The organism is Micromonospora sp. NPDC049497 (assembly GCF_044465805.1).
GTDB lineage: Bacteria > Actinomycetota > Actinomycetes > Mycobacteriales > Micromonosporaceae > Micromonospora.
Genome location: NZ_JBITMC010000001.1, coordinates 250551 through 268176, shown reverse-complemented (window position 1 = coordinate 268176; position 17626 = coordinate 250551). Strand labels below are relative to the sequence as shown.

Below are 17626 nucleotides of genomic sequence, written 5' to 3'. Positions count from 1 at the left end.
CGCCGGGATGGGGTGAACGTCACCGCCGTCCGGTCCGGCCCGCTCAGTCGCGCTCGGCCCGCTCGACCACGTTGGTGAGAAGCATGGCGCGGGTCATCGGGCCGACGCCGCCCGGCATCGGGACCAGCGCACCGGCCACCTCGGCCACCCCGGGGTCGACGTCGCCGGTGTAGCGGCCCTTGCCGTCCGGGCCGATCACCCGGGTGATGCCCACGTCCACCACCACCGCGCCCGGATTGATCATGTCGGCGGTGAGCAGGCCCGGTACGCCCGCCGCCACGATGACGATGTCGGCGGCGCGAGTGTGCGAGGGGAGGTCCAGGGTGCCGGTGTGGCACAGGGTCACGGTGGCGTTCTCGCTGCGCCGGGTCAGCAGCAGGCCCAGCGGGCGGCCGACGGTGTTGCCCCGGCCGACGACCGCGACCTTGGCGCCGCGCAGCGCGACGTCGTGCCGGCGGAGCAGCTCCACGATGCCGCGCGGGGTGCAGGGCAGGGGTCCGGGGTAGCCCAGCACGAGCCGGCCCAGGTTGACCGGGTGCAGGCCGTCGGCGTCCTTGTCCGGGTCGATCAGCTCCAGCACCCGCTGGGTGTCCAGGTGGCCGGGCAGCGGCAGTTGGACGATGTACCCGTGGCAGGCCGGGTCGGCGTTCAGGTCGGCCAGGACCGCGTCGACCTGGTCCTGCGTGGCGTCGGCGGGCAGCTCACGCCGGATGGAGGAGATGCCGACCTCTGCGCAGTCCCGGTGCTTGCCGTTGACGTACGCCTGGGAACCGGGATCCGCGCCGACCAGCACGGTGCCGAGTCCCGGCGTGATCCCGCGTTCCGCGAGTGCCTTCACCCGCGTCCGCAGCTCGTCCTTGATCTCGGCCGCGGTCGCCTTGCCGTCCAGAAGCGTCGCCGTCACGCCCAGATCGTCTCACGGCCGCCCCCCACGATCGCGACGACATGCGCAGCCCGTCGGCCGGTCCGCCGGACGCGCCGCCAGGTAACGGTGAGTGAAGTGCGCTTAGTCACCATGCGTAATTTTTTGTTGAGCCCCTCACAGCCGCAACCGACGAGGGGATCGCCGCGGGCGCAAACCGCGTGGGCACCACCAGACGACTCAAGCGTGCCGAACCGGACCCTCCCTCGTCACCACCGACCGCCGACAACCCCCTGGTGAAAGGCACGAGGCTGGCGGCCCCCATAGCAGGAACAGGAGCCGCGGGCAAGACGGCGATGACCGCACCGTTACCGCTTCGCAACGCCCTCGTTGCCGACGGGCGCCGGACGACTTACCGTTGCCCAACGTTGCGCAGCGTCACCCAACGCCGGGCCTGACTGCGCAGCGTGAGGAGATGAGGAGACTTCATGCGAGTTCGTAGGCTGGCTGCCTGGACCGCTCTCCCGCTTGCGGTGACCCTGGGCCTGGTGGCCTGCGGCTCGGGCGGCGGCAGCGGATCCGGTGAGAGCGACCCCAACGCGGCCGTGCGGATCGAGATCGCCGAGCCGCAGCACCTGGTGCCGACCAACACCAACGAGACGAGCGGCTCGCAGGTGCTCGCCGCCCTGTTCAGCCCGCTGGTCGACTACGACGAGGCCAACAAGGCCTACGAGGTGGCGGCCGAGTCGGTGACGTCGTCGGACAACACTGTCTGGACGATCAAGCTGAAGGACGGCTACACCTTCCACAACGGCGAGAAGGTCACCGCCGACAACTACATCGACGCGTGGAACTACGGCGCGTACGCCCCGAACGGTCAGAACTCCAGCTACTTCTACGAGAAGATCGCCGGGTACGAGGACCTGCAGGGTGAGAAGCCGAAGGCCGACAAGCTCACCGGCCTGAAGAAGGTCGACGACCTGACCTTCACCGTCACGCTGTCCCAGCCGTACTCCGAGTTCAAGACCATGCTCGGCTACACCGCCTTCTACCCGATGCCGAAGGCCGCGTTCTCCGCGCCCGGCGTGCTGGCCGAGGGCTACGAGCAGGCGCCGATCGGTCAGGGCCCGTTCAAGATGAAGGGCACCTGGCAGCACGACGCCAAGGTCGAGGTCGAGAAGTACGACGCCTTCCCCGGCGAGAAGCCGAAGGTGGCCGGCGTCGAGTTCCGGATCTACCAGCAGCAGACCGCCGCGTACGCGGACGTACTGTCGGACAACCTCGACGTGATCAAGACGATCCCCACCGAGAACCTGTCGACCGCCTCGACGGACCTGGGCGACCGGTTCAAGCAGAGCCCCGCCTCGACGTTCCAGTTCCTCTCCTTCCCGACGTACCAGAAGGAGTTCAGCAAGCCGGACGTCCGCAAGGCGATCTCGATGGCGATCGACCGCGACGAGATCACCACGGCGATCTTCAAGGACTCGCAGAAGCCGGCGCGCGCGTTCGTCTCGCCGGTCGTCGCGGGCTACCGCGAGAACACCGTCGGCGAGGCCGGCCAGTTCGACGCCGCGAAGGCCAAGGCCCTGTACGTGGCGGCCGGTGGTCCCCGCGAGATCCAGATCTCCTACAACGGCGACGGTGGCCACAAGGACTGGGTCGACGCGACCTGCAACCAGATCAAGGCCAACCTGGGCGTGGACTGCGTGGGCACCGCCGAGCCGAAGTTCGCGGACCTGCTGACCAAGGTCAAGGCCAAGCAGCCGGTGGGCCTGTTCCGCATGGGTTGGGTCATGGACTACCCGTCCATGGAGAACTACCTCGGCCCGCTGTACAGCACCAACGGCTCGTCGAACTACTACGGCTACAGCAACCCGGAGTTCGACAAGCTCCTGGCCGAGGGTTCGGCGGCGGCCACCGAGGAAGAGGCGATCGAGAAGTACCAGCAGGCCGAGGACCTTCTGGCCGAGGACCTGCCGGTGATTCCGCTCCGGTTCGGCCAGAACAACTTCGGTCACTCGACCAAGGTCACGAACGTGGAGATGGATCTCTTCGACCGCATCGACCTGCTGAAGATCGAGGCCGTCAAGTAACACGGCACGACGGGTCGGGCCATCGGCGGACGGTGGCCCGACCCGCCTCCCTCTTCGCCCCTTTTCAGAGAGACTGCCAAGTATGTTCCGCTTCATTCTGCGGCGTCTGCTCCAGATGGTCCTCGCGTTCTTCGGGACCACGCTGATCGTCTACGCGCTGATGTTCGCCGGTCAGGGCGACCCGATCCAGGCGCTCGCCGGCGAGCGTCCGGTCACCGCCGCCCAGCGGGCATACCTGACGGAGAAGTTCCACCTGGACCAGACCGGGGTCGGTGGCTTCTTCTACCGGTACTTCGACTACATCTCCAACCTGCTCCAGGGCGATCTGGGCGAGTCCCTCACCGGCCGGCAGATCGGCGACATCCTCGCCGACGCCTGGCCGGTCACGGTCCGGCTGGCCCTGATCGCCATGGCCGTCGCCGTGCTCTTCGGCGTCACCGCGGGCGTCCTCGCCGGCATCCGGCGGGCCAGCATCTTCGATAACTCGACGCTGGTGCTGACCCTGCTCGTGCTCGGCATCCCGACCATCGTGCTCGCCCCGCTGGCGCAGTACTTCCTCGGCGTCCGGTGGCAGGTCTTCCCGCCCACCGCCGGTGCCGACCCGGACTGGTACGCGCTGCTGCTCCCCGGCATCGTCCTCGGCTCCCTGTCGCTGGCCACCGCGCTGCGGCTGACCCGGACCTCGGTGGCGGAGAACCTGCGCGCCGACTACGTGCGTACCGCCCGCTCCAAGGGCCTGGTCAAGCGCCGCATCGTCGGCGTGCACGTGCTGCGCAACTCGCTCATCCCGGTGGTCACCTTCCTCGGCGTCGAGCTGGGCAACCTGATGAGCGGCGCGATCATCACCGAGGGCGTGTTCAACATCCCCGGTGTCGGCTTCAACCTCTTTCGCGGCATCCGCACCGAGGACGGCCCATTGGTGGTGGGAATCGTCAGCGTGCTCGTCGTGGTCTACCTCGTCTCCAACCTGGTGGTGGACGTCCTGTACGCCGTACTCGACCCGAGGATTCGCTATGAGTGACTTCGAAACCGTGGCGGCCAGCGAGAACCAGGCCGCGCGGCGGGGACCCTCGGGTGAGCCCGGGGCCCCGAACCAGGTCGGCGGCACCTCGACCCTCGCCGGCAAGCCGCGCAGCCTCGCCGGCGACGCCTGGCGGGACCTGCGCCGCAAGCCCATCTTCTGGATCAGCCTCGCGCTGGTCCTGCTGTTCACCGCGATGGCCGCCCTCCCGGGCCTGTTCACCAGCAACGACCCGGCCGACTGCGTGCTGGCCCGCCAGCACGCCGGGCCGTCCGCCGGGGCGATCTTCGGGTACGACTTCCAGGGCTGCGACACGTACGCCCGGGCGGTGTACGGCACCCGGGCCTCGCTGCTGGTCGGCGCCCTGTCGGCCCTGCTCACCGGTGCGATCGCGCTGGTCGTCGGCATGCTGGCCGGCTTCTTCGGCCGCTGGGTCGACGCGGTGCTCTCCCGGGTGATCGACATCGTGCTCGGCATCCCGCTGCTGCTCGCCGCGATCGTGCTCCTGAAGCGGGTCACCAGCGACAGCTCCACGGTCCGCATCGCGGCGATCATCTTCGTGCTGGCGGTGCTCGGCTGGACGACCGCGGCCCGGGTCGTGCGTTCCTCGGTGATCACCGCCAAGGAGCAGGACTACGTCGCGGCGGCCCGGATGCTCGGCGCCGGCAACGGGCGGATCATGTGGCGGCACATCCTGCCGAACGCCCTCGCCCCGGCCGTCGTGGTGCTGACCATCGCGCTCGGCTCGTTCATCGCCGCCGAGGCGACGCTGTCCTTCCTCGGCATCGGTCTCAAGGACCCGACCATCTCCTGGGGCCAGGACATCGACACTGGGCGTGTCCACATGCGCGAGTCGGCCATCCCGCTGCTCGTGCCATCGACCTTCCTCGCGCTCACCGTGCTGGCGTTCATCATGCTCGGCGACGCGATCCGTGACGCCTTCGACCCGAAGCTGCGGTGACAGACTCATGACCCACTCCGCCGTCCACCCCACCCCCGCCTCCCCGACGCCCGAGGGCGGTCACCTGCTGGAGGTACGGGACCTGCACGTCGAGTTCCGCACCGGCGAGGGCGTCGCCAAGGTCATCAACGGTGTCTCGTACCACCTGGACGCCGGTGAGACGCTCGCCGTCCTGGGCGAGTCCGGCTCCGGCAAGTCGGTCACCGCCCAGGCGATCATGGGCATCCTGGACACCCCGCCCGCGGTGATCCGCTCCGGCCAGATCCTCTACCAGGGCCGGGACCTGCTCACCCAGCCGGAGGAGAAGCGCCGGCAGGTACGGGGCAAGGAGATCGCGATGATCTTCCAGGACGCCCTGTCCGCCCTCAACCCGACCTTCCCGGTCGGCTGGCAGATCGGCGAGACGCTGCGCCAGCGGGCCGGGATGTCCCGGGGCGACGCCCGTCGCCGGGCGATCGAGCTGATGGACCTGGTGAAGATCCCGGCCGCGCAGAACCGCCTCGGCGACTACCCGCACCAGTTCTCCGGCGGCATGCGCCAGCGCGTCATGATCGCCATGGCGCTCGCGATGAACCCGAAGGTGCTCATCGCCGACGAGCCCACCACGGCGCTGGACGTCACCGTGCAGGCCCAGATCATGGACCTGCTGGCCGACCTGCGCCGAGACCTCGACATGGCGATGATCCTGATCACCCACGACCTCGGTGTGGTCGCCGGCGTCGCGGACCGGATCGCCGTCATGTACGCCGGACGGATCGTCGAGCACGCCGACGTCCGCCCGCTGTACAAGGCACCGGCCCACCCGTACACGAAGGGGTTGCTGGAGTCGATCCCGCGGATGGACCAGCGTGGGCAGCAGCTGTCGACGATCAAGGGGCTGCCGCCCAACCTGATGCGGATCCCCTCCGGCTGCCCGTTCCACCCCCGTTGCCCGTACGCGCAGCAGGTCTGCGTGGACGTCGTGCCGCACGACCTGGTCCTCGGTGACGGCCGGACCAGCGCGTGCCACTTCGCGCAGGAGGTCCATGATGACAGTGCCCGCTAGCTCCACCAAGGTCCGCGGCGAGACGGTCCTGTCCGTCGAGAACCTGGTCAAGCACTTCCCGATCAGCCGGGGCGTGGTGTTCCAGAGGCAGGTCGGCGCGGTCAAGGCCGTCGACGGGGTGAGCTTCGAGCTGCGCCGCGGCGAGACGCTCGGCATCGTCGGCGAGTCCGGCTGCGGCAAGTCCACCCTCGCCCGGCTGCTGATGCGCCTGGAGACGCCCACCTCCGGCAGCGCCACCCTGGAGGGCAAGGACCTGTTCAAGGCGTCCGGTTCCGAGCTGCGCCGGCTGCGACGCAACATGCAGATGGTGCTCCAGGACCCGTACACCTCGCTCAACCCCCGCATGACGGTCGGCGACATCATCGGCGAGCCGTTCGAGATCCACCCCGAGGCGGCCCCGAAGGGCAGCCGGCAGCAGCGGGTGCAGGAACTGCTGGACGTGGTCGGCCTGAACCCCGAGCACATCAACCGGTACCCGCACCAGTTCTCCGGCGGTCAGCGCCAGCGCATCGGCATCGCCCGCGCGCTCGCCCTGAAGCCGGAGGTCCTCGTCTGCGACGAGCCGGTCTCCGCCCTGGACGTGTCCATCCAGGCGCAGGTGATCAACCTGCTGGAGCAGCTCCAGGACGAGCTGGGTCTGTCGTACATCTTCATCGCGCACGACCTGTCGGTGGTCCGGCACATCGCCGACCGGGTCGCGGTGATGTACCTCGGGCGGATCGTGGAGATCGGCACCGAGAACGAGATCTACGAGCGCGCGACCCACCCGTACACCCAGGCTCTGCTCTCCGCCGTGCCCGTGCCGGACCCGGAGCTGCGCGACAACCGCACGATGATCCGCCTGGTGGGTGACGTGCCGAGCCCGGCCAACCCGCCGAGCGGGTGCCACTTCCGGACCCGCTGCTGGAAGGCCCAGGAGGTCTGCGCGCGCGAGGACCCGCCGGCTGTGCCGCGCGCGGCCGACTCGCACCCGTCCGCCTGCCACTTCGCGGAGCTGCGGGCGTAAGGAAGGGCCCCTTGTTAACGCCTCGCGTTGTACAAGGGGCCCTTCTTAACAGACCGGACCAGCCTCCACGGCCGGCGGGGGCTTCGATCTTCCGCTACCTGCCACCCACCGGGAGGATGGGGTGATGGGTCGACGGGGTGCGGGAAGGGCGGTTGCCGTTCTGCTGGTCGTGGTCGTGACCGCCTGCGACGCCACGCCCTCGCGACCGGACCCGCCTGGAGGCGCCGCCGCTCGATCCCCGGCCGTCGCGGATGGTCCGCCCGTTCCCTGCCCGGCCGATTTCCGCTACGGCACGGCCGGCAACGAGGTGGTCGGGGTGCCGACCACCTCTCGGGCGCTGCTGTTCGCGGCCGAGGTCCGGGCGGGCATCCAGATCAAGATCGCCTTCAAGGTACCCGGTTCGGGCGATCTGACCCTGCGGGCCGAGGGACCGGACGGGGCCGTCGTCGACGTGGCCGACCTGATCCGGCACTCTGGCGGCAGCAGCTGGCAGGCCCCCGGGGAGGAGTGGGGCAGCAACTGGACATTCTCCGCTCCGGGCTGCTGGACCGTACGCGCCGACCGCACCGACGGCACCCGCGCCGCCCTCGCCCTCCGCGTCGGCTGACCTCAGGCCGCAGATACAGAGAAAGAGTGGCCATTCCGCGTGGAATGGCCACTCTTTCGGTGTAACTGCGCGAAGGGCGGCGCGGGTCAGTGGAAGAAGTGGCGGGTGCCGGTCAGGTACATGGTCACGCCGGCCTCCTTGCAGGCCGCGATGACCTCCTCGTCACGGATCGAGCCACCCGGCTGGACGATCGCCCGCACGCCCGCGTCGATGAGGATCTTCGGACCGTCGGCGAACGGGAAGAAGGCGTCGGAGGCGGCGACGGAGCCGCGGACCCGCTCGGCGCCGGCCCGCTCCACCGCCAGGCGGGCCGAGTCGACCCGGTTGACCTGGCCCATGCCGACGCCGACGGTCGCGCCGTCGGAGGCCAGCAGGATCGCGTTGCTCTTCACCGCGCGGACCGCCCGCCAGGCGAAGGCGAGGTCGCGCAGGGCCGCCTCGTCCGCCGCCTCGCCGGTGGCCAGTCGCCAGGTCGCCGGATCGTCGCCCTCGGCGTCGACCGCGTCCCGCACCTGCACCAGCACACCACCGGTGACCTGCCGCCACTCCACCTTCGCGGGGTCGAACGCCGGCGCCCGCAACAGCCGGATGTTCTTCCTGGCCTGGAGGACCTCGGCTGCGCCCTCGTCGTAGCCGGGAGCGACGACGACCTCGGTGAAGATCTCCGCGACCTGCCGCGCCATCTCGACCGAGACGGGCCGGTTGACCGCGATCACCCCGCCGAACGCGGAGACCGGGTCGCACTCGTGCGCCTTGCGGTGCGCGTCGGCCACGTCGGCGCCGACCGCGATGCCGCAGGGGTTGGCGTGCTTGATGATGGCCACCGCCGGCTGGTCGGTGAAGTCGTTCGCGGCCCGCCACGCGGCGTCCGCGTCGACGTAGTTGTTGTAGGACATCTCCTTGCCGTGCAGCTGCTCCGCCTGGGCCAGACCCGCCGGGCTGCCGGGGTCGGCGTACAGGGCGGCCGCCTGGTGCGGGTTCTCGCCGTAGCGCAGCACCGCCTCGCGGCGCAGCGCCTGCCCGGTGAAGTGCGGCCAGCCGTCGGCGGCCGGCACGAGGGAGGCGGCGAACCAGTCGGCGACGGCCACGTCGTACTCGGCGATGTCGGCGAAGGCGCGGGCCGCGAGGGCCTTGCGCTGCGTCAGCGTGAAGCCGCCCGCGTCGAGCGCGGCGAGCAGCGCCGGGTACGCGGCCGGGTCGGTCACCACCGCCACGGAGGCGTGGTTCTTCGCGGCCGCCCGGACCATCGCCGGACCGCCGATGTCGATCTGCTCCACGCACTCGTCCTGGCTGGCGCCGGAGGCGACGGTGGCCTGGAACGGGTACAGGTTCGACACCAGCAGGTCGATCCCGGCGATGCCGTGCTCGTCGAGCTGCGCGGCGTGGGCGTCCTTGCGCAGGTCGGCCAGGAGGCCACCGTGGATCTTCGGGTGCAGGGTCTTGACCCGGCCGTCGAGGATCTCCGGGAAACCGGTGACGGTCTCCACCGCGGTCACCGGCACGCCGGCACCGGCGATGGTCGACGCCGTGCTCCCGGTCGAGACGATCTCCACCCCGGCCGTGTGCAGGGCGCGGGCCAGCTCGACCAGGCCGGCCTTGTCGTAGACGCTGACCAGCGCCCGACGGATCGGGCGGCGCTCGCCCTCAGTGGCACTCACGGAACCGTGACCTTCCTTCCGGTTATCGTCCAACCTTCGCGGACCAGGCGGCCCACCTGCTCGACGAGCTGGCGCCGCTCGGCGGACTTGATGCGCTCGGTGAGCGTGTCCACATCGTCGTCGTCGAGGACCGGCACGGCGACCTGCGCGACGATCGGGCCGGTGTCCATGCCGGCGTCGACGAAGAAGAGCGTGGCCCCGGTGACCTTCACGCCGTAGGCGAGCGCGTCGCGGGGGCCGTGGATGCCGGGGAACGCCGGCAGCAGCGTGTTGTGCGTGTTGAGGTAGCGGTCACCGAAGGCGGCGAGGAAGTGCGGGCCGACCAGTTTCAGGAACCCGGCCGAGATGACCAGGTCGGGCTCGTGCTCGGCGACGTGCGCGGTCAGCGCCTTGTCCCAGTCCTCGCGGGCCGGGTGGTCCCGCACCCGGTCGACGAAGGTCGGCACCCCGGCGGCGGCGGCCAGGTCCAGGCCGCGGATGCCGTCCCGGTCCGCGCCGACGGCGACCACCCGGGCGCCGTACGCGGGGTCGGCGGTGGCGTCGAGCAGGGCCTGGAGGTTGCTCCCGGAGCCGGAGACGAGGACGACGATGCGGGCGGCGGACGCGGGCTCGGTCACCGGGCAACCCTATCGGGCACCGCCGGGCGACCCGACCGGCGGGCAGCGCGCGGTTTCCGGAGGGGCGTGGCGGGTGCCCGGAGGGTGGACGGCCCGTCGTTCACCGGAGGCCGGGCGAGCGGCGACCGGGTACGCTGCCGTCTCCCGGGCCCGGTCCCGTCCGGCCCGTCCCCCGTCCGTGATCCCGGCGCCCCGCGTCGGTCCCCCGCCCGAGGAGTAGGCCGCGATGCAGCCCGGTCAGGACCCGTACGGTCAGCAGCCCCACCAGGACCCGACCGCCCCGCCCCCGCCTCCGGCGCCGTACGGTCAGCAGCCCTCCTCCGGGCAGCCCTACGACCCGTACGCGCAGCCGCCCACCTCGGGCCAGCCGTGGGGTCAGCAGCAGCCGTACCAGGACCCGTACGCCCCGCAGCCGTACGGGCAGCAGCCCTACGGTCAGCAGCCGTACGGGCAGCCGTCGTACGGCGGGACGCCGATGTATCCGAACGCCGGCTACCCGGCGCCCGGTGGGCAGCAGAACACGCTCGGGCTGGTCTCGATGATCCTCGGCATCGCCTCGATCCCGCTGGTCTGCTGCTACCTGGGCCTCCCGGTGGGCATCGCCGCCGTGGTGACCGGCTGGCTGGGCAAGCAGAAGTCGGCCCAGGGGCTCGCCAACAACTCCGGCCAGGCTCTGGCCGGCCTCATCTGCGGCGGCATCGGCGCGGTGCTGGGCATCCTCTACATCGTCCTGGTCATCGTCGGGCTCAACCTGCCCGACACGTACTGACCTTCAGGGGCCGCCACGGGGCGCCCGGCCGGACCGGGCGCCCGGCGGCCGTTCAGCGCGGGCGACCGAGGAACCAGGTCGCGGCGGCGCCGAGCAGCGCGCCGACCGCGGTGACCGCGGCGGCGACGGCCCCCACCTGCCAGGCGACCGGCCCCATCTCGGCCAGCCGGCCGCCGCCGACCGGCCCGGCCGAGGCCGCCGCGGCGACTCCCAGTAGCAGGCCGGCGACCGGCCCGGCGAGCGCCGCCGCGGTCAGCACGGGACCCCAGCGCGGCGGCTTCCGGTCGTCGGCGGCGAGCCGCAGCAGCCGGCGCGCGAGCAGCCAGCCGGCGACCATCCCGGCGAGGACCGGCACCGCGAGCAACGCGGTCCCGAACCCGTCGACCGGGCCGCGCGGCAGGCCGGCCAGCAACGGTACGGCGGGCAGTGCGCCGACGGACACCTCGCTCGTGCGGACGGCGGTGTCGGTGCCGACGGCGAAGCCGGGCCCGAGCAGGTAGCTGGTCGACCAGATCGCCGCGTTCGGGGCGTAGGCGAGGCTGACCAGGGTGATCCCGGCCTGCCCGGCGACCCCGGTGCGGTACGCCCCGATCAGGTCTGCGGCGTCGCCGCCCCCGGTCGCCACCGCCAGCCCGGCCGCGCCCGCGCCGGCGCCGAGCAGCAGCAGCCCGGCGACCAGTCCGGTGCGTACCCCGTCGCGCAGCGGCGCCACCGCCCGTTCGGCGAGCAGGCCCGCGACGCCCGTGGTCCGTGCCGCGCCGACGAGCGCGGCGAGCGTGCCGACCACCGCGAGGGTCAGCCCGGCCCGCACCGGGGCGACGTCCGTTCCGCCGGTGCCGACCAGCAGCGCGGCGAGGACACCGAGCAGCGCGTACGCCAGGCCGACCGCCCCGGCGGCCGCGAGCGTCCGGTGGGGTGACCGGCCACCGCGGGCCCCGATGGCACGGCTGGTGTGCACGCCCGCCCGGGCGAGGCGCCAGAGGGCCAGCCCGGTCAGTGCGAGCGGGGCGAGCCCGAGCGGGCCGGCGGCGGTGGTCACCGGCACCCCGTGCCCGAGCAGCCAGCCGGCCAGGCCCGCGCGCAGCGCGCCGCCGAGGGACGCGGCGTCCTCGCTGAGCTGGAACAGCCAGAGCACCACGGCGACCGGCAGCCAGGAGGTCAACGCGGCACCGCCGGCGGCCACCGAGGCCGCCACGGCGAGCGGGGCACGGCGGCGGGCCGGCTCACCGGAGCGCGGCGCGGGGACCCGCCGGGCGGGGCCGGGACGGCCGGGCGGCCGGGGACCGGCGCCGACCCGTGGGGCGGCACTTCTGGGCTGTTCGGGGGTGACGGACGACATCGGGGTCTACTCTGGCATGCCGCACCGGCGACGGCAGTCCGATACCGCCTCCGACCGGCTACGAGTTCCCTGATCCACCGCCGGGCAGCCGCGGATCCGGTCTAGCCTCGGCGCGGGGGGACGACCGCACGGCACCCGACACTGGAGAGGGAAGTCGTGAACGCTCCGTACCCGCCGCCCCCGCCACCGCCGGCTGCCGGCCGGGACCGCACGACCCTCTGGGGCGTACTGGGCATCATCACCGGTCTGCTCTGCTGCGGCATCCTGGGCATCGTCTTCGGCTACCTGTCGATCCGCGACGCCAAGCGCTACGGCCAGTCGCCGATCCTCGGCTACCTGGCCATCGCCTTCGGCGTGCTCAACATCATCGGCAGCGGGATCCTCTGGGCGGGCGGCAACTACCCGCTCTACGACAACGACTGAGAGGGCCGACCGGAACCCGGTCGGCCCTCTCGTCGTACGTCGTGCGGGCTCAGCCCGCGGACATGATCTCCCGCATCAGCTTGGCGGTCTCGGTCGGCGTCTTGCCGACCTTGACGCCGACGGCCTCCAGGGCGGCCTGCTTGGCCTCCGCGGTGCCGGCCGAGCCGGAGATGATCGCGCCAGCGTGACCCATGGTCTTGCCGGGCGGGGCGGTGAAGCCGGCGATGTAGCCGACCACCGGCTTGGTGACGTTCGCCTTGATGAACTCGGCGGCCCGCTCCTCGGCGTCGCCACCGATCTCACCGATCATGACGATGGCGTCGGTCTCCGGGTCGGCCTCGAACGCGGCGAGCGCGTCGATGTGGGTGGTGCCGATGATCGGGTCACCACCGATGCCGACGCAGGTGGAGAAGCCGATGTCGCGCAGCTCGTACATCATCTGGTAGGTCAGCGTGCCGCTCTTGCTGACCAGGCCGATCCGGCCGCTGCCGGTGATGTCGGCCGGGATGATGCCGGCGTTCGAGGCGCCCGGCGAGGCGATGCCGGGGCAGTTCGGCCCGATGATCCGGGTCCGCTCGCCCTGCGCGACGTTGTACGCCCAGAACGCGGCGGTGTCGTGCACCGGCACGCCCTCGGTGATCACGACGGCCAGCGGGATGCCCGCGTCGATGGCCTCGACGACCGCGCCCTTGGTGAACTGCGGCGGTACGAAGATCACCGTGACGTCGGCGCCGGTCTCCTTCATCGCGTCCGCGACGGAGGCGAAGACCGGCAGCTCGGTGCCGTCGAAGTCGACGGTCGTGCCGGCCTTGCGCGGGTTGACGCCGCCGACGACGTTGGTGCCGGCGGCGAGCATCCGCCGGGTGTGCTTGGAACCCTCGGAGCCGGTCATCCCCTGCACGATGACCTTCGAGTCCTTGGTCAGCCAGATAGCCATGATCAGACCCCCGTAGCTGCCAGCTCGGCGGCCCGCTCGGCCGCGCCGTCCATGGTGTCGACCCGCTGGATCAGCGGGTTGTTCGCGCCGTCGAGGATCGCCCGACCGGCCTCGGCGTTGTTGCCGTCGAGGCGGACGACGAGGGGCTTGGTGACCTTCTCGCCGCGCTGCTCCAGCAGGGCGAGCGCCTGCACGATGCCGTTGGCGACGGCGTCGCAGGCGGTGATGCCGCCGAAGACGTTGACGAAGACGCTGCGCACCGACGGGTCGGAGAGCACGATCTCCAGGCCGTTGGCCATCACCGCGGCGCTCGCGCCACCGCCGATGTCGAGGAAGTTGGCCGGCTTGACGCCGCCGTGCCGCTCGCCCGCGTACGCGACCACGTCCAGGGTGGACATGACCAGACCCGCGCCGTTGCCGATGATGCCGACCTCGCCGTCGAGCTTGACGTAGTTGAGGTCCTTCTCCTTGGCGGCCTGCTCCAGCGGGTCCACCGCGGCCTGGTCGACCAGCGCCTCGTGGTCCGGGTGCCGGAACGCGGCGTTCTCGTCCAGGGTGATCTTGGCGTCGAGCAGCAGGAGCCGCCCCTCACCGGTCGTCGCCAGCGGGTTCACCTCGACCAGCGTGGCGTCCTCGGCGACGAAGGCCTTCCACAGGCCCACGGCGACCTCGACGACCTGGTCGGCGACCTCGGCGGGGAAGCCGGCGGCGGTCACGATCTCGCGCGCCTTCGCCTCGTCGACGCCGGTGTTGGCGTCGATCGGGGCCTTGACGACCTTCTCCGGGGTGTCGACCGCGACCTGCTCGATGTCCATGCCGCCGGCGACGCTGGCGATGCAGAGGAAGGTGCGGTTCGCCCGGTCGAGCAGGTAGGAGAAGTAGTACTCCTCGGCCACGTCCGCGGTCACAGTGATCATGACCTTGTGGACGGTGTGGCCCTTGATGTCCATGCCGAGGATGTCGGTGGCGCGGGCCACCGTCTCCTCCGCGCCCTCGGCGAGCTTCACGCCGCCGGCCTTACCGCGGCCGCCGACCTTCACCTGCGCCTTGACGACCACCCGACCGCCGAGGCGTTCGGCGATCGCGCGGGCCTCCTCCGGGGTCGTGGCGACGCCGCCGGCGAGCACGGGCAAGCCGTGCCGCTCGAACAGGTCCCGCCCCTGGTACTCGTACAGGTCCACGATTGCGCGTCCCGTCCCGTCTCCGCGGCGCGCCGTCGCGCCGCCACCAGCGTTATGGAAAACAGTTTGACGCCTGTCATCAGTTGAAACAGGCCATTGGGCGCAGCCTAGCGAGGTGGGCACCGCTAGCAACCGAGCGGGTGCGCGGTGTGCGGTAATGCACAACCGGCCCGTCGGTGCACCCGTCCTGCGCGGACGACGCCCGATCGTCAGCCTTCCGGGCGACATTGCGCCGGGTGCGTAACCCCTCCCGGAGGGCGTCGTTGAGTCAGGTGTCGGCGCGCTGATTCAGCGCGACGGCGGGAGACGGCCGATGCCCTGTCGGTCGAGGGGTGGCGGCGGGGCATCGTGCATAGAGGGGCCGGACGTGTGAGGGGTGCGTCCGGCCCCTCCCCCTGCCCGTACACCGGCGGACCGGCACCTGCGGGGCTCGCCCCGCCCGGCGTCAGCCGACCGGCTGGGCCACGTTCTGGCGCACCCACTCCACGATCGACCCGGTGGTCGCGCCCGGGGTGAAAATCTTGGCGACCCCGAGCTTCTCCAGCTCCGGGATGTCGGCGTCCGGGATGATGCCGCCGCCGAACACGACGATGTCGCGGGCGTCCCGCTCGCCGAGCAGCTCCAGCACCCTCCGGAACAGCGTCATGTGCGCCCCGGAGAGCACGGACATACCGACGGCGTCGGCGTCCTCCTGGATCGCGGTCTCCACGATCTGCTCCGGGGTCTGGTGCAGGCCGGTGTAGATGACCTCCATACCGGCGTCCCGGAGGGCACGCGCGACGACCTTGGCGCCGCGGTCGTGGCCGTCCAGGCCCGGCTTGGCGACGACGACCCGAACACGAGAGCTCATCTGCGCATCCCTTTCACCGGCTTCGCGGCTTCACCTGAACGAACGGTAACCCGACCGGGCCGGCCCGGGAAATCCGGGCGGCCCCGCTGTCCGACGGTGGTCGTCGGCCGGGCACCGTTCCGGCCCGCCGGACCCTCGTCGGGCTGCCACACAGAAGAGCACACACCGGAGCCGGGTCACGGTGGCCGTCAAGCGGGACGACTCCGCCGTTCGGTCACGGTGAGCGACGAACGGGGGAGGACGGGGACATCTTTTCCGTGGCACGAGCCATGACAATCATGGACGCAAAGGGACAGAATGCGGCACTGTTTCGGCGCTTCGGCTTGTGACGGACGTGGCGGTTGGCTAACGTGTCCACGGTTGTCATCAGGTCCACGGACGGGTGACGACGCGGCCAGCCGAGGTTCATCCGAGCTTCACGGGCACGGCGGGCCGCTTCGGAACCCCGACAACGGAGGGTGTGCGTGCGCCAGCGCCTGTCGTCTGAGCCCGATAGATATCGCGGTCGTCGCCGCGTACCCACCCCGCCCCGGAGCCGCTACGCCGCCGTCGTCACCACCGCCTTCGTCGGCGCCGGTGTCGTCGCGCTGGGCGCGGGCGCCATGCCGGACGCCAAGAGCGTCAACCCGTCGGTCCTCGACGAACTCAAGGCCGCCTCCACCCTGGACCAGGGCGCTGCGGAACGCGCCGAGGCCGCCAACCGCGCCTCGCGGGACAACGATCGGGGCGCGGACGAGGCCGCCGAGGACGAGGTCTGGCTGCTCCCCCTCCAGGGCTACGACTTCAACTCCCCCTACGGCATGCGGTGGGGCAAGCTGCACACCGGCGTCGACCTGGTCGCACCGGAGGGCACGCCCTACGTCGCCATCCACGACGGCACCGTCACCAAGGCCGGCTGGTTCGGCGGCTACGGCTACACCGTGATCGTGCAGCACGCCGACGGCAGCGAGGCGATCTACGGCCACTCCTCGGCGGTCAGCGTCAGTGAGGGTCAGCAGGTCAAGGCCGGCGACCAGTTGGGCCTGGTGGGCAACACGGGCCACTCGTACGGCTCGCACCTGCACCTGGAGGTCCATGTCAAGGGCGAGCCTCGCGACCCGGTGCCGTGGCTCCAGGAGCGCGGAGTGGACATCAAGCTCCAGATCGAGGCAATCTACAGCGAGGTAGCCGCTTCCTGACGCTGCGTATCGACCGTTGACCGCCCGGATCGACAGATCCGGGCGGTTTTTCATTGCCGGCGGACAACGAAAGTCATCCAGGTCACAGATCGAAATGTGACCGGGAACACGGCGACGCATGATCACTTACCGGGACGAAGACGTCGCTTCCCGGACACAAGCGGCAGCGCACCCTCGACGTCGCGGCCGGCGTACCGGTCCCGGTACCCGTCCCCGGACCGGGCGACACCAGTATTTCGAGGTCAAGTGCCCCTCGATCCAGTGAAGGTCCGCCCGTGCAGGAAGACAACTTCATCCCGAACGAGAACACCCCGGACAGCCCCGGACGGCACCGGCAGCCATCCGGCCGGCGTACCCGTCACCTGATCGTCGCCGCGGTGGCCCTGGGCGCCCTCGGCATCGGCGGCGTCGCGGTCGCCGCGACCACCGGGGCCGACGAGGCCACCGTCCCGGCCGCCGCCATCGACGCCCAGGCCCGGGCCGAGGCCGCCGACCGTGCCGACCGCTCCACCCGCGAGTCGAGCGCTCCCGCCACCCCCTCGGCGAGCCCGGCCAGCCCGACGCCCAGCCCGTCGACGGCCCGCCCGTCCGCCAAGCCCAGCCCCAAGGCGACCACCGCCAGGCCGCAGCCCACGAAGACCGCCAAGCCGAAGCCCACCTGGGTCATCCCCATGAAGGGCGCGGAGATCACCTCCTGCTACGGCCCGCGCTGGGGCACGCTGCACGCCGGCATCGACTTCGCGTTGCCCGCCGGCACACCGGTCCGCGCCGCCTTCGGCGGCACCGTCACCAAGGCCGGTGACGTCGGCGACGGCTACGGCATCTCGGTCGTCGTCGACCACGGCAACGGCTACCTCACGCAGTACGCGCACCTGAGCACCGCGTCGGTCGGCGTGGGCGAGAAGGTCGGCGCCGGCGAGACGATCGGCCTGGAGGGCTCCACCGGCGACTCCACCGGCCCGCACCTGCACTTCGAGGTGCACCAGGGGCAGATGTGGAACCAGATCGACCCGGCGCCGTTCCTGCGCGCCCGGGGCGTCGACGTCGGCTGCTGAGCCCGTGGACGACGAGGGCCCGGG

General features: G+C 71.4%; 17 protein-coding genes. 10 read left to right on the top strand and 7 right to left on the bottom strand.

What is annotated here, in order from left to right:
* Positions 1-43: 43 nt before the first annotated feature.
* The gene (locus ACIBR0_RS01245) at positions 44-904 is read right to left on the bottom strand and encodes a bifunctional methylenetetrahydrofolate dehydrogenase/methenyltetrahydrofolate cyclohydrolase (RefSeq protein ID WP_357031754.1); all 861 of its coding nucleotides are present in this window, start codon (positions 902-904) and stop codon (positions 44-46) included.
* Positions 905-1350: 446 nt separating this feature from the next.
* Here ACIBR0_RS01245 and ACIBR0_RS01240 point away from each other — a divergent pair, with 446 nt between their 5' ends.
* The 6 genes from ACIBR0_RS01240 to ACIBR0_RS01215 all read left to right on the top strand — a co-directional run bounded on the left by ACIBR0_RS01240 (position 1351) and on the right by ACIBR0_RS01215 (position 7595).
* Positions 1351-2955 carry an ABC transporter substrate-binding protein gene (locus tag ACIBR0_RS01240; RefSeq protein ID WP_396711997.1) on the top strand — a complete coding sequence of 535 codons (1605 nt, stop codon included), beginning with the start codon at positions 1351-1353 and terminating at the stop codon, positions 2953-2955.
* Between the two features lie 82 nt (positions 2956-3037).
* Positions 3038-3976, top strand: coding sequence for an ABC transporter permease (locus ACIBR0_RS01235; protein ID WP_396711995.1), 939 nt, complete (start codon positions 3038-3040; stop codon positions 3974-3976).
* On the top strand, positions 3969-4937 hold the full coding sequence (locus ACIBR0_RS01230) for an ABC transporter permease (protein WP_396711993.1): 969 nt from the start codon (positions 3969-3971) through the stop codon (positions 4935-4937). The genes ACIBR0_RS01235 and ACIBR0_RS01230 overlap by 8 nt, the downstream gene beginning before the upstream one ends.
* A 7-nt stretch (positions 4938-4944) precedes the next feature.
* The gene (locus tag ACIBR0_RS01225) at positions 4945-5982 is read left to right on the top strand and encodes an ABC transporter ATP-binding protein (RefSeq protein ID WP_357031741.1); all 1038 of its coding nucleotides are present in this window, start codon (positions 4945-4947) and stop codon (positions 5980-5982) included.
* The gene (locus ACIBR0_RS01220) at positions 5966-6988 is read left to right on the top strand and encodes an ABC transporter ATP-binding protein (RefSeq protein WP_396711991.1); all 1023 of its coding nucleotides are present in this window, start codon (positions 5966-5968) and stop codon (positions 6986-6988) included. The genes ACIBR0_RS01225 and ACIBR0_RS01220 overlap by 17 nt, the downstream gene beginning before the upstream one ends.
* Before the next feature lie 316 nt (positions 6989-7304).
* Positions 7305-7595, top strand: coding sequence for a hypothetical protein (locus ACIBR0_RS01215; protein WP_396711989.1), 291 nt, complete (start codon positions 7305-7307; stop codon positions 7593-7595).
* An 86-nt stretch (positions 7596-7681) separates the two neighbouring features.
* Here the strand turns inward: ACIBR0_RS01215 and purH are convergent, their stop codons facing one another.
* Both purH and purN read right to left on the bottom strand, forming a co-directional pair.
* Positions 7682-9253, bottom strand: coding sequence for a bifunctional phosphoribosylaminoimidazolecarboxamide formyltransferase/IMP cyclohydrolase (purH, locus tag ACIBR0_RS01210; protein ID WP_396711987.1), 1572 nt, complete (start codon positions 9251-9253; stop codon positions 7682-7684).
* Entirely contained in the window at positions 9250-9870 is a 621-nt protein-coding gene (purN, locus tag ACIBR0_RS01205; protein ID WP_357031730.1) for a phosphoribosylglycinamide formyltransferase, read from the bottom strand. The genes purH and purN overlap by 4 nt, the downstream gene beginning before the upstream one ends.
* Positions 9871-10096: 226 nt before the next feature.
* Here purN and ACIBR0_RS01200 point away from each other — a divergent pair, with 226 nt between their 5' ends.
* Positions 10097-10639 carry a hypothetical protein gene (locus ACIBR0_RS01200; RefSeq protein WP_396711985.1) on the top strand — a complete coding sequence of 181 codons (543 nt, stop codon included), beginning with the start codon at positions 10097-10099 and terminating at the stop codon, positions 10637-10639.
* 52 nt (positions 10640-10691) lie between these two features.
* Here ACIBR0_RS01200 and ACIBR0_RS01195 read toward each other — a convergent pair whose 3' ends face one another.
* Positions 10692-11978 carry a DUF6350 family protein gene (locus ACIBR0_RS01195; RefSeq protein ID WP_396711983.1) on the bottom strand — a complete coding sequence of 429 codons (1287 nt, stop codon included), beginning with the start codon at positions 11976-11978 and terminating at the stop codon, positions 10692-10694.
* Between the two features lie 156 nt (positions 11979-12134).
* Between ACIBR0_RS01195 and ACIBR0_RS01190 the strand changes: the two genes are divergently transcribed.
* Positions 12135-12401: a DUF4190 domain-containing protein gene (locus ACIBR0_RS01190; RefSeq protein WP_357031553.1), complete on the top strand. Its 267-nt coding sequence runs from the start codon at positions 12135-12137 to the stop codon at positions 12399-12401.
* A 49-nt stretch (positions 12402-12450) separates the two neighbouring features.
* On the opposite strand, the gene sucD is transcribed toward ACIBR0_RS01190, so the two are convergent.
* From sucD to ACIBR0_RS01175, 3 genes are all read right to left on the bottom strand, one after another.
* Entirely contained in the window at positions 12451-13338 is an 888-nt protein-coding gene (gene sucD / locus ACIBR0_RS01185; protein ID WP_357031556.1) for a succinate--CoA ligase subunit alpha, read from the bottom strand.
* A 2-nt stretch (positions 13339-13340) separates the two neighbouring features.
* On the bottom strand, positions 13341-14519 hold the full coding sequence (gene sucC, locus ACIBR0_RS01180) for an ADP-forming succinate--CoA ligase subunit beta (protein ID WP_396711981.1): 1179 nt from the start codon (positions 14517-14519) through the stop codon (positions 13341-13343).
* A 445-nt stretch (positions 14520-14964) separates the two neighbouring features.
* On the bottom strand, positions 14965-15369 hold the full coding sequence (locus ACIBR0_RS01175; protein ID WP_396711979.1) for a cobalamin B12-binding domain-containing protein: 405 nt from the start codon (positions 15367-15369) through the stop codon (positions 14965-14967).
* Between the two features lie 464 nt (positions 15370-15833).
* Here ACIBR0_RS01175 and ACIBR0_RS01170 point away from each other — a divergent pair, with 464 nt between their 5' ends.
* On the top strand, positions 15834-16547 hold the full coding sequence (locus ACIBR0_RS01170) for a M23 family metallopeptidase (protein WP_396711978.1): 714 nt from the start codon (positions 15834-15836) through the stop codon (positions 16545-16547).
* A gap of 275 nt (positions 16548-16822) precedes the next feature.
* Positions 16823-17602 carry a M23 family metallopeptidase gene (locus ACIBR0_RS01165; protein ID WP_396711976.1) on the top strand — a complete coding sequence of 260 codons (780 nt, stop codon included), beginning with the start codon at positions 16823-16825 and terminating at the stop codon, positions 17600-17602.
* Positions 17603-17626 lie beyond the last annotated feature (24 nt).

Bases quoted from the DNA above. Each gene is read 5' to 3' on its own strand.
- ACIBR0_RS01195 (WP_396711983.1), bottom strand. From the start codon at position 11,978: ATGTCGTCCGTCACCCCCGAACAGCCCAGAAGTGCCGCCCCACGGGTC.
- sucD (WP_357031556.1), bottom strand. From the start codon at position 13,338: ATGGCTATCTGGCTGACCAAGGACTCGAAGGTCATCGTGCAGGGGATG.
- ACIBR0_RS01240 (WP_396711997.1), top strand. From the start codon at position 1,351: ATGCGAGTTCGTAGGCTGGCTGCCTGGACCGCTCTCCCGCTTGCGGTG.
- ACIBR0_RS01220 (WP_396711991.1), top strand. From the start codon at position 5,966: ATGACAGTGCCCGCTAGCTCCACCAAGGTCCGCGGCGAGACGGTCCTG.
- ACIBR0_RS01200 (WP_396711985.1), top strand. From the start codon at position 10,097: ATGCAGCCCGGTCAGGACCCGTACGGTCAGCAGCCCCACCAGGACCCG.
- ACIBR0_RS01230 (WP_396711993.1), top strand. From the start codon at position 3,969: ATGAGTGACTTCGAAACCGTGGCGGCCAGCGAGAACCAGGCCGCGCGG.
- ACIBR0_RS01175 (WP_396711979.1), bottom strand. From the start codon at position 15,369: ATGAGCTCTCGTGTTCGGGTCGTCGTCGCCAAGCCGGGCCTGGACGGC.
- ACIBR0_RS01235 (WP_396711995.1), top strand. From the start codon at position 3,038: ATGTTCCGCTTCATTCTGCGGCGTCTGCTCCAGATGGTCCTCGCGTTC.
- ACIBR0_RS01225 (WP_357031741.1), top strand. From the start codon at position 4,945: ATGACCCACTCCGCCGTCCACCCCACCCCCGCCTCCCCGACGCCCGAG.